We start from the raw sequence: 11,198 nt of genomic DNA on the forward strand, positions 1-11,198 counted from the left end.
CCGAATGGGGGCAGGCCAGCCCGGCCACGCTGTGGACACTGCTACTGGCTGATCCTGACGGATGACACCGCATTGGTGAATAGCGTAAGCATTGCCGATGTGATGTCGCCACCCGACGCGACAGGATAATACAATCCATCGGATGCGCAGGCCTTGAGAGACGGTCCGATTTTGTTCTCATACGGCCGCACAAAGTTATTGTAAAAACCATTGTCGTACAACGGCATGTACTGCGTATAAATAATGCCGATTCGGACGTTCTTGTCCTTCAGGCTTTTGCAGGTTTCGGGATTGAATGGGCCTATGAAGCGATTTTGATTGATGCGAAATCCTGCTGATTCGTTACTGATGCTTCCACCCGTGTCTTGCACACCATCAGTCACGAAAAACAGGAACCGAACCGGAGACGTGGCAAGGAGGCCTGTTCCGCTCGCGGGAATCACGGAGTTCATCTTCGCGATCGCACGCTCGAAATCCGTCTGATTGTCCGATTGATTGCGATACGCGTAAGCGATATCGATGTCCTTTGTCTTGGCTTTGATGCTATTTAGAGCGGAAGTCATCGACTTCAGCTGCGTCTGTGTTGCCGAGTCATTGAAGGTCCACATTTCCATCGCAAATTGCTGTGGGAGCGCCGCTGTCTCATTCGCCCTGTCGACAAGTGCATCCACCGCATCCCGCAAAACCTGTATCCGAAGCTTAATGTTGTATTTTTGAGCAATATGATAGTTGTCGTCTTGCTTATCACCTGTCACATTTCCAGAGTTGTCGTAAGTATGTTCATGGCAAGCGAACGCGCATCCTCCCGTGAAATTCTTGAGATTATTGATGTCAGCGCTCGTTGCGGCAAGTCCCATTGAGGGGGAGCTGTCCAGCAGAAGAAAGAATTCCATATACTGTGGAAGCTTCTTTACTCCGGATGTCATGCCATCGATATTCATGGTCGTAACATTCATCATGGCGGCCATCGTGGTTTTGATGGTCGCGGTGTAGCTGGCCGTGAGCTTAAGCGTCGATCCGGAGCTATCGCTTAAATTTAAGGCCGGCACCACGACTGGAACCGGCGCCGTGAACGAAGTGATCGTCACACCCGGCACCCTTGCCGCTTCCGTGCGGAATTGGTTCTCCATACTAGTGATATCGAGCACAGTAATAGTGTTCGATTTCCGCGCAAGAGTCGCAAGCATCGCCCCATCAAGCGCCGCATCGATCTGTGCTTTTGCGGAGTTGCGTCGTCCAAAGTCAATGGCTGCGGAAGATGCGAAAAGGATTGGGATAGCCGCCAATCCGAAAATCATTGCGACTTGGCCGGATTGATTCTGAAGATAGGATAAGGCAACCGATCCAAAGAGATCGATATATTTCTTCAAGCCGCCAAGTTGCATTGCAAGTACACCAATCACTTAAATTTAGGGCAGCTGGAACCGCCGGGCAAAATAATTTCGGTGTTCGTTCGCTGGGCCCAGGGTATTTGTCTCGTGAAACGTAGTCCGTTCGATCCAAACACTTGCCGAAAGATTGAAGCTCCGACTACCGGATTGTATGGCATAGCGACCTCTGCCAGCATGTATCGCGCGCCGTCAGTTCGATATACCTCCGGAGTGACCGGAAGACCGTCGTTACCATTGATCTGCCGCGCCGGTCGTGCAGCAGCATTCTGCGCCCAGCTTGAGCAGACGCCACCGACGAAGGTGCTGTTGGATGAATTGACGCCCATGGAACTGACGACGATCTGGAGGCCTGTCGTGTCGAACGGCCTCATGATCGCCGTTGCCGCGCTCGCGATCGTCGTCATCGTGTCTACGGAAGGACTGGCGTTGTCCGATCGGCCCGAGAGGTCCCCCAGGGCACGAGTGAACAAGGTCAATTTTTCATTCGCACTGATGATACGCGTCAGCTCAAATCCTCCCAGGTACAAAAGCAAGAGTACCGGCATGAGCAGAGCAAATTCCGTCGCCGCGATACCACCTTCATCGCCTCCAAACCGGGATTTTGTTTTATGACGTTTGAGTATTACGGACATATGGATTTATCCGTATAAGGCTCTACTTTAAAAACCGAGGAGCTTTGAATGACGCGTCGGTCCTTGTTGATTCTGGACTCTGAGGAGGCGAAAAAGGTGAAGAACACAGGAATATCCACGGCAGCCTGCACAACCATGATGTCGGACGGGCCTGCACAGGCATAGCTTGAAAATCCGGGGTTCCAATCGCTCACCCCGTTTGCGCCAACGGTCGTCGGGGACACGGGTGTCGCCGATGCATAGGTGGCAGCTTTCATAACACTGACACGAACGTCGCCACAGTTGAAAACAGTGACACGCGCCTTTCCATTAGGATTTGTGCAGACTGCGTTACGAAATCGACTTATCAAAGTCGCCGTATCGGTTGTTTGAGAATTTGCCGCTTGAAAGGTGCCCGTGTAAATTTGTCGGCTCGCGTCGTTGACAGCGTCTTGCAAGATTTCCTGCTGCCAATACGTGAGCCCATTCTCCAGACAGCCACCGCTGAGCGCGAAAAACGGTAGCGCGATCAGGCCAAACTCGACTGCCGTAGCGCCGTGACATGACTGTAGAATATTTCTGACCTGTGTCCGCACTACAAGGCCCCAATTTCGAATATTGGACAATAGGAACACTGTCCTACTCTCTTGATTCCCAAATCTTTCGATGCAATAAAACGTCTTTCTTGATAAAATACTAAATCTGAAAATGCGGCAGTGTGTTGCCGCCTCGAACGGGTAGACTGCCGGGAGGCTCGTCAACGCTCTGACTGGCCCGGCAGCTGAGGATGCGTCCGTTTCACTGCGGAGAATCTTGGTCCACCCTGTATTGATATTGCCGCAGGCTGACGGACCGAAGCTTTGCGGGAGTACGCACGACGGTCCGAGTGACTGGGTCGAGTCGCTTCCGGAACGGCCGCTGAGGGTGGAAAGCCGCCTATCCGCTTTTGAAAAGCGATGCCGTAGAGCCGGACATTCGCTGAGCCGTGACAGCCAATGAACTTCATTGAAGATACCGCCCCTTCAAAACGCTCATAGCGCCGCTTCCTCATGGGCGCTCCCCACCTCCCGTCCCAAGCGAACCATGACCTCCCGCAGCCAACGATGCGCGGGATCGCGGTCATAGGAAGCGTGCCACAGCATCGAGATGACGATCTCCTCGGTGGGCACCGGCACGGGGCTCGTCGCCAAGCCGAGCTGGGCCGCGAAGGTCGTAGCCAACTCGTCGGCCATCGTGGCGATCAAGGGCGCGGCCTGCACGTGAAAGGGCACGGTGGCGAACCGAGGCGTCGTCGCCGCCAGCCTCCGCGTCCGGCCCACCGTCGCGAGCGCCTTGTCCACCACCCCCGGGCCGACGCCGGTCAGATACGTCAGGATGTGCGGGAAGCGAACGAAGTCGTCGAGCGACAGCGAACCACTCACGCCTAGCAACCGGGGATTGAACAGGCTCAGGAAGCCGAAGCGATAGAGCGGCCGGACCTTATGGTGGACTTGGCCCTCGGAGATCATGCCGACGGCCATGTCGATCCTGTCGGCGTCGAGGTCCCCCAGCACGCTCCCGTAATCGAGGCCCACCAGGTGCAGGCGGATGCCGGGCGCCTCGCGTGCAAGGAGGGCGAGCAGGCGCGGGACGAGACGCACCTCGACGCTGCCGGGAATGGCGAGCGTGAAGGATCGCTCGACCGTCGCGGGGTCGAAGTCGTCTTCCCGGAGGACGACGCACTGAAACTGGCGCAAGGCGGCGCGAACCGGCTCGACGAGGGATAGCGCCCGCGGCGTCGGGCGCATGCCGTCCGGCGTGCGGGTCAGGAGCTCATCGCCGAGGAGCTTGCGCAGGCGTGCAAGGCTGCTGCTCATGGCGGATTGCGTGATGCCAACCTTCATGGCGGCGCGCGTCACACTGCTCTCTGTCAAGAGCGCGTCCAGCGCCACCACAAGGTTCAGGTCGATGCCGGCGAGGTCACGGTGCTTGATCGTCATGGCTCGGTTTGCTCGACATTCGCGACCACGTCCTCGGCTGTAGGCTGACGCGGCATCAGCCCAAGTAATACCAAGAGGATTGGCTGACTTCATGGACCACCATCGTGGCCACCGGGAACGTACCATCATTTGCAGCGTGGATGTCGACTATCGATTGCATCTGTTTGATGAATACGGCCCTCGGCCGCATCTTCTCCTCATCAAAGGACGGGACGCCCCGTCACACCGAGAGGATCCAGAGATGACCCACCGTAGCATCACCCTCACCGCCGCCCTGACGATGACCGTGGCGGCCCTGCTGCCGGCCGCCGCGTCGGAGGCGACCCTCGACACCGCCGCGCACGGGGCCTTCTCCGTCCCCGCCGTTCTGGGCGCGGCCTACCACCCGCCGGGCCTCGCGCTGAGCGCCGTCGACGTCCGTGCACAGGGCGGTCTCCTCGTGCCGGCCCTCACACGCTGGCAGGAGGCTCGGACGGCCACCGCCTCCGCCGAGCCTTTCAAGGCGCCCGCCTCCATCACCGTCGCCTATCGGAACCGGAACGTGGCGACGGATGCCGCGCAGGTCCTCAAGCAGGGCGGCTTCGTGACCGCGGGCGTCGTCCGGTGGCTGCCCGACAGTCCGATCACGGTCGAGGCCAACACGGGCACGCTCAAGCTCGGGTCCCTTGAAGCTATGGACTGACCGCACCCTAGGGCGTGGCGACGATGAACAATCACGGCCTGCTCGGCGGGCCGTTCACCACTTGATATCCGGAGATGAAATCATGACTACTCAGCTTTTTTCGACCCGGATCACGGTCGAGCACGTCACCCTCTCCTCGACCAAATCCTTCGAAGCGGTCCGATCCGCCTTGGAGGCGTCGGTGCCCGTCATCGACCTCGATTATGCCAAGCTCCTGAAGGCCGGGAAGGTGGACGAGGCGCGCGATCTCCTCGAACGGCAGACGCCCCTCTCGATCTTCGGCTCTCGGGACCACGGCGATGTGCTGCTGACCGCCGGATTGAGGCGCAAGGCCGTCCAGTACGACATCGGCAATCCGCTGACAGCGGCGTCGATGACCCGGCACGACCTCTCGGCCGCCTTATACGCGCCGATCCGGGTGCTTCTGCGTGAGGATGACGAAGGCGATGTTGCCTTCGAGTACGACCGCCCGGTCAGTATCTTCGGGCAGTTCGGGAATCCGCAGGTCGACGGCGTCGCCGGCAAACTGGATGAGCTCCTCAGAAGCGTGCTCACTGCGGCTGCCGAATGATGTCAGGCCCTTGTCGGCGTCGCGGATCGGCCTGGACATGGCCGGTACGCGGCGCACGATGGGAAACAGTTGAAAGGTTTCCGCGATGGCTGGCGTCCGCCGCATTGGGCTCGTGCTCTGCCCGGATTTCGACTTCATGGGCTTGGCCGTGACCTCGCCCTTCGCCGTGGCCAATCGATACGTCGCCGACACGACCTACGACATCCGCGTGCTGTCGGAGGCGGGCGGCCTCCTCCGCTCGGGGTGCGGCCCCGCTGTCGAGACCGAGCGGCTGAGCGAGCCGTCCGCCTTCGACACGATCATCGTTGCAGCGGGCATCAGCCTGCCCGAGCCGAGCCCGGATCTCGTCGCCTACCTTCGAGAGGCGGCCCGTTCCACGCGCCGCCTGGCGGGCCTGTGCCTCGGCGCCTTCGCCCTGGCCGATGCCGGAGTGCTGAGTGGGCGGCGCGCCACGACCCACTGGCGCTACGCGGCGCAGTTCCGCGCGCGCTATCCCGACTGCCACCTCGACATCGACAAGATCTACGTCGCGGACGGCAATCTCTGGACCTCCGCCGGCATGTCGGCGGGCATCGATCTCGCCGTCGGCATGGTCGAGCGCGACCATGGCCGGCCAGTGGCCCGCACCGTGGCACGGGGCCTCGTGATGGAGCGCCGCCGGGCGGGGGGGCAGGCCCAGCATTCGGCGCTGCTCGACTTCGACGCGCCGAGCGACCGGATCCAGAGCGTCCTCGCCCATGCCCGGCAGAACCTGCAACGTCCGCTGACCACGGAGGATCTCGCGGCGGTCGCCTGTCTCAGCCCGCGCCAGTTCACACGGGCCTTCCGGGCCGAGACCGGCGTCTCGCCTGCCAAGGCCGTGGAGGCCATGCGCGTCGAGGCCGCCAAGCACATGCTGGAGCAGAGCCGTCTGCCCATCGAGGAGATCGCCGCCGCCGCCGGCTTCGCCAACCGCGAGCGGATGCGCCGGGCGTTCCTGCGCGTCCAGGGCGATGTCCCGCGGGCGATCCGCCGGACTGCGGGTCCGCTCGCCGTCGTCTGATACAGTGGCATGTCCGGAAACGAGGCAAATATGACGTAGTGGGTACCCAGACCTTTGTTTAAGCATGGCCTTGGGGGCTGCTTACTGTCGGGGAGTCGCGGACATGGTGAGCCTGACGATCAATGGTCGCCACTATTCAGTCGATGCAGAGCCGGACACGCCACTGCTCTTCATCCTGCGCGACACCCTCGGCCTGACCGGCACGAAATACGGCTGCGGCATCGCCCAATGCGGGGCCTGCACCGTCCATCTCGACGGGCAGGCGACGCGGTCCTGTCAGGTCCCGTTGGAGAGCGTCGGCACACAAGCCATCACGACCATCGAGGCGATCGAGCAGGACGACGTCGGCCGTAAGGTCGTGGAAGCCTGGGTCGCGTTGCAAGTGCCGCAATGCGGCTATTGCCAGTCCGGCCAGGTCATGACCGCCACCGCGCTGCTGAAGCAAACCCCGCACCCGACCGACGGCGACATCGCCGAGGCGATGACGAACCTGTGCCGCTGCGGAACCTACAACGCCATCGCCGCCGCCGTGCGGCAGGCCGCTGCTTGAGGAGGTCGCCATGCACCCGCTCCTCAGCCCTGCGGTCCCGTCCCGCCGCCGCTTCCTCGCGGGTGCGGGCGGCGCCCTTGTCGTCAGCGCCCTCCTGCCCGCCCGCACCGTCCGCGCCGAGGCACAGGGCCCCGCGGAGGGGGCGGGCGCCCTCGCGCCGAAGCCCGGGACGCGGGTGGCCGCCTTCCTGGAGATCCACCCGGACGGCACCATCAAGCTGTTGAGCCCCTTCGTGGAGGGCGGCCAGGGCATCGCCACCGGCATCGCGCAGATCGTCGGCGAGGAACTCGACGTGCCGCCTTCCCGCTTCGTCGTGGAATGCGCGCCGCCCGGCCCGGACTACGCCGTCGTCAACGGCATCCGCATGACCGGTGGCAGCTTCTCGACCCGGTCGAGCTTCGAGACTATGCGACGCCTGGGCGCCACCGCCCGCGACCTGATGATCCGCGCGGCGGCGGCCCGGCTCAAGGTTCAGGACGGCGAACTCACCACCCGCGACGGGATCGTGCTGCACGCCGCCTTGAACCGCTCGCTCCCCTACGGAGATCTCGCGACTGACGCCCTGAAACTCAAGCCGAACGAATCCGTGCCCCTGCGCGATCCGGCCACCTTCCGCTACATCCGCCAGCCCATTCCCCGCCTCGACGTGCGCGACAAGTCCACGGGCCGGGCCGTCTACGCCATCGACCAGAAGGTCGAGGGCATGCTCTACGCCGCCGTGCAGCACGCCCCCCGCCTCGGCACCGAGCCGACGGGCCTCGCCAACGAAGCCGAGGTCAAGTCCATGCCGGGCGTGCACTCGATCCACCGCCTTCCCGGCGCGGTGGCGGTCGCCGCCGACAGCTGGTGGCGGGCGCGCAAGGCCGTCGAGGCCCTGAAGGTCGAGTGGTCGGCGCCCAAGCCCAGCGGTATCGACACCGTTGCGGCCGACTTCTCGTCCGAGGGCATGCTCGCGGCCCTCAAGACCTCCACCGAGCCGGGGCACGTGGCGGAGGAGGAGGGCGACGTGGCCACCGCCTTCGCCAAGGCCACCAAGGTCGTGGAGGCCGATTACGAAGCGCCTTACCTCGCCCACGCGCAACTTGAGCCGCCCTCGGCCATCGCACGCTTCGCCGGCGACGGCACCCTCGACGTCTGGCTCCCGAACCAGATGCCGGAGGTGTTCCAGGCCGTGTCGGCGAAGGTCGCCGGGCTCCAACCGGCCCAGGTCCGCATCCATTCGCCGATGCTCGGCGGCTTCTTCGGACGGCATTTCGCCTACGAGGCCGGCAATCCGTTCCCGCAGGCGATCCTGCTCGCCAAGGCCACCGGGCGGCCCGTGAAGGTGCTGTGGTCGCGCGAGGAAGAGTTTGCCCGTGACGCCGTACGTCCCTTGAGCTTCAGCCGCTTCCGCGCCGCCCTCGACGCGGCGGGCCAGCCGACGGCCATCGAGGTTCGAACGGTGGGGGAAGGTCCGATCGGCCGCTACTTCAGCATGATGATGCAGACCCCCGTCGACCCCTCGGCGGTCGAGGGCATCGTCGCGAAACCCTACGCCGTGCCGAACCGGCGCATGACTTTCACGAAGGTCGCCCACCCGGTGAACATCGCCTTCTGGCGCTCCGTCGGGCACTCGATGAATGATGCGTTCTACGAGAGCTTCCTGGACGAGGTCGCTGAGGCCGGCGGGCAGGATCCGTTCGCGCTGCGCATGGCGCTTCTCCAGGGCAGTGCCCGGCACCGCACGCTGCTCTCGGCGGTGGCCGAGATGTCCGGCGGCTGGCAGCGTGGGCCTTACCGGTCAGAGGCCGGCATGCGCGCCCGAGGCATCGCCATGGCCTCGCCCTTCGGGTCGGAGACGGCGACGATCGCGGAGGTCTCGGTGGAGGGTGGCGAGGCCCGCGTCCACAATCTCTGGATCGCTTTCGATCCGGGCAGCATCGTGAACCCCGCCATCGTCAAGGCGCAGGTGGAATCGGCTGCGGCGCTCGGGCTGTCCTCGGTCCTGTTCGAGCAGATCGTCTACCGCGAGGGCGTCCGGCAATCGCAGAACTACGACACCTATCCGGTCCTTCGGCGGGAGCACATGCCGAAGGTCCATGTGCGCATCATCGAGAGCGGGGCGCCGATGGGCGGGGTCGGCGAGCCGGGCCTGCCGGGCGTGCCGCCCGCCGTCCTCAATGCCATCGCGGCGCTCACCGGCCAGCGGGTCCGCGCGCTGCCGGTCGCCAACAGCAAGCTCACCGCCGCCTGACGAGGTTCGACCATGACATCGCACACAGGCACGGCCCTCGTCACAGGCGCCTCCTCGGGCATCGGCGCGGCCTATGCCGACCAATTGGCCGCCAGAGGCCACGGCCTCATCCTCGTCGCCCGTGACGCCGCCCGCCTGCGGGCGGCGGCCGAGCGCATCGGGCAGGAGACCGGCGTGGCCGTCGAGGTCCTGGCCGCCGACCTGACGCGGCCAGCGGACCTTGCAACGGTCCGGGATCGCGTCGCCACGGATGCGCGCCTCGCGCTCCTCGTGAACAGCGCGGGGCTTGGGCCCCTCGGGCCGTCGCTCGACAGTCCTGCGGAACTCTACGACGGCATGCTCGACCTCAACGTCCGGGCCTTGCAGACCCTGACTTTCGCGGCGGCGAGGGCCTTCGCAGACCGAGGCAGGGGCGCCATCGTCAACGTTTCCTCGGTCGTGGCCCTCATCCCGGAGCGCTTCAACGCCGGCTACGCCGCCCAGAAGGCCTTCGTGCTTGCCCTGACGCAGGGTCTAGCGGCCGAGATCGGCGACAAGGGCGTGCGGCTCCAGGCCGTGCTGCCCGGCGTCACCCGCACCGAATTCTTCGACAGGGCAGGCGCCGATATCGGGCAGATCCCGGCGGAGATGATCATGGAGGCCCGCGATCTCGTGGCGGCGGCCCTCGCCGGGCTAGACGCTGGCGAGACCGTGACGATACCCTCGCTGCCGGAGGCTGACGATTGGCAGGCCTTCGAGGCCGCCCGGTTCCATCTCGGCCCGAACCTGTCCCGCCGGGTGCCGGCCGCCCGTTACGGTTTCGGCTGACAGCATTGACCTGCGGGGCCTGCGTAAAGGACGAACGTTCGATGCTGCAGGTCGTCTCGGAAGAGCAGAGCACGTCGGCCTCCGAAGCCACCCTGACCGCCCATCGTCCGCCGGAGCGACCGAAGGGGCCGGGCGGCTGGCGGCAGGTAGAGGCCCTGCCCATCGGCCTGTTCGCGGCGGTGATGGGCCTGACCGGCCTCAGTATCGCTTGGACGCTGGCGCACGTCCGGTACGGTGTCCCCCTCTGGCTCGGCAAGGCCATCGGGCTGATGGCCTGCGCCGCCTTCGTCACCCTTGCGGCTGCCTACGGCGCCAAGGCTGTCATCGCCGCCCCGGCGGTGCGTGCCGAGTTCCGCCATCCTATCGCGGGCAACCTGTTCGGCACGCCGCTGATCAGCCTGCTCCTCCTGCCGATCCCCCTGGCGCCCTTGAGCCTCACCCTCGCGCGACTGCTCTGGATCGCGGGTGCCCTCGGCATGACCCTCTTCGCGTGGTTGGTCGTGACCCGATGGCTGAGCGACCGGCAGCAGGCCGCGCATGCGACGCCAGCCTGGATCGTGCCGGTGGTCGGCCTCCTCGACGTACCCCTCGCCCTCCCGGTTCTGGGCCTGCCGCCGATGCCAGGCGTGATGGTGTTCTCGCTCGCCGTGGGGCTGTTCTTCGCCTTGCCCCTGTTCACGTTGATCCTGTCCCGCCTGCTATTCGAGCCTCCGCTCCCTGCTGCCTTGCAGCCGTCGCTCCTGATCCTCGTCGCGCCCTTCGCGGTGGGGTTCTCGGCCTATGTGGCCACGACCGGCACGGTGGATCTCTTCGCGGAGGCGCTCTTCGCGGTCGCGTCGTTCCTCCTCGCCGTACTGCTGCCGAAGCTCGCCCGCTTCGGGCGGAGCTGCCCGTTCCGGGTGTCGTGGTGGGGCGTGAGCTTCCCCCTCGCCGCAGCATCCGTCGCGGCCCTGCGCGTCGCGACGGCGCAGCCGGGCCCGGCGATCGACATCCTCGCAATCGGCCTGCTCACGCTCGCGACGGCGGTGATCGGATGGCTGCTCGCCCGGACCCTCGTCGGCCTCGCCCGCGGAGAGTTGCGCACGCTGGCGCAATGACCGGCAAGGGCGATAGACCCGAGTTCGCCCGCGACCAAGAATTTCAACTCCACATTTGAGAAGCTGCGAGAGCTGGCTGTGTGGCTGCAAAGGGCGAGTCACTGCTAGATTAGGGGCGGACAAGTGTCCGCTTATGGGAGCCGCACGAACGCGCCTGAATGAATGCGTTGGGTCGGGCCCCGCCCGGCCGCTCTGCGACCGGGATGGGTGGATCTCTGGCCTGCCTCCTGAAAAG

General features: G+C 64.5%; 11 protein-coding genes. 7 read left to right on the top strand and 4 right to left on the bottom strand.

All coding sequences use genetic code 11. The features are described 5' to 3' along the window. Window positions 1-41: 41 nt before the first annotated feature. The 4 genes from MFF01_RS20360 to MFF01_RS20380 all read right to left on the bottom strand — a co-directional run bounded on the left by MFF01_RS20360 (window position 42) and on the right by MFF01_RS20380 (window position 3,981). On the bottom strand, window positions 42-1,385 hold the full coding sequence (locus MFF01_RS20360; protein WP_238228138.1) for a TadE/TadG family type IV pilus assembly protein: 1,344 nt from the start codon (window positions 1,383-1,385) through the stop codon (window positions 42-44). 14 nt (window positions 1,386-1,399) lie between these two features. Beyond that, complete coding sequence (locus MFF01_RS20365; protein WP_238228140.1) at window positions 1,400-2,023, bottom strand: TadE/TadG family type IV pilus assembly protein; 624 nt, start codon at window positions 2,021-2,023, stop codon at window positions 1,400-1,402. Further along, window positions 2,014-2,637 (bottom strand): TadE/TadG family type IV pilus assembly protein, encoded by a 624-nt coding sequence (locus tag MFF01_RS20370; protein WP_306421622.1) that lies wholly within the window; start codon window positions 2,635-2,637, stop codon window positions 2,014-2,016. The genes MFF01_RS20365 and MFF01_RS20370 overlap by 10 nt, the downstream gene beginning before the upstream one ends. Before the next feature lie 396 nt (window positions 2,638-3,033). Further along, window positions 3,034-3,981, bottom strand: coding sequence for a LysR family transcriptional regulator (locus MFF01_RS20380; protein ID WP_238228141.1), 948 nt, complete (start codon window positions 3,979-3,981; stop codon window positions 3,034-3,036). A gap of 241 nt (window positions 3,982-4,222) precedes the next feature. Between MFF01_RS20380 and MFF01_RS20385 the strand changes: the two genes are divergently transcribed. The 7 genes from MFF01_RS20385 to MFF01_RS20415 all read left to right on the top strand — a co-directional run bounded on the left by MFF01_RS20385 (window position 4,223) and on the right by MFF01_RS20415 (window position 10,963). Then, a complete protein-coding gene (locus tag MFF01_RS20385) occupies window positions 4,223-4,663 on the top strand; it encodes a hypothetical protein (protein ID WP_238228142.1) in 441 nt (146 codons plus the stop codon). A 181-nt stretch (window positions 4,664-4,844) separates the two neighbouring features. Then, the gene (locus tag MFF01_RS20390; RefSeq protein ID WP_238228143.1) at window positions 4,845-5,234 is read left to right on the top strand and encodes a DUF302 domain-containing protein; all 390 of its coding nucleotides are present in this window, start codon (window positions 4,845-4,847) and stop codon (window positions 5,232-5,234) included. Between the two features lie 85 nt (window positions 5,235-5,319). Next, window positions 5,320-6,276: a GlxA family transcriptional regulator gene (locus MFF01_RS20395; RefSeq protein ID WP_238228144.1), complete on the top strand. Its 957-nt coding sequence runs from the start codon at window positions 5,320-5,322 to the stop codon at window positions 6,274-6,276. Window positions 6,277-6,379: 103 nt separating this feature from the next. After that, a complete protein-coding gene (locus MFF01_RS20400; RefSeq protein ID WP_238228145.1) occupies window positions 6,380-6,826 on the top strand; it encodes a (2Fe-2S)-binding protein in 447 nt (148 codons plus the stop codon). 10 nt (window positions 6,827-6,836) lie between these two features. Further along, window positions 6,837-9,059 (top strand): xanthine dehydrogenase family protein molybdopterin-binding subunit, encoded by a 2,223-nt coding sequence (locus MFF01_RS20405; RefSeq protein ID WP_238228146.1) that lies wholly within the window; start codon window positions 6,837-6,839, stop codon window positions 9,057-9,059. A 12-nt stretch (window positions 9,060-9,071) separates the two neighbouring features. Continuing rightward, window positions 9,072-9,866 carry an SDR family NAD(P)-dependent oxidoreductase gene (locus MFF01_RS20410; protein WP_238228147.1) on the top strand — a complete coding sequence of 265 codons (795 nt, stop codon included), beginning with the start codon at window positions 9,072-9,074 and terminating at the stop codon, window positions 9,864-9,866. Between the two features lie 41 nt (window positions 9,867-9,907). Beyond that, on the top strand, window positions 9,908-10,963 hold the full coding sequence (locus MFF01_RS20415; RefSeq protein ID WP_238228148.1) for an SLAC1 anion channel family protein: 1,056 nt from the start codon (window positions 9,908-9,910) through the stop codon (window positions 10,961-10,963). The last annotated feature ends 235 nt before the right edge of the window (window positions 10,964-11,198 follow it).

This window comes from Methylobacterium adhaesivum, assembly GCF_022179065.1.
GTDB classification, from domain to species: domain Bacteria; phylum Pseudomonadota; class Alphaproteobacteria; order Rhizobiales; family Beijerinckiaceae; genus Methylobacterium; species Methylobacterium adhaesivum.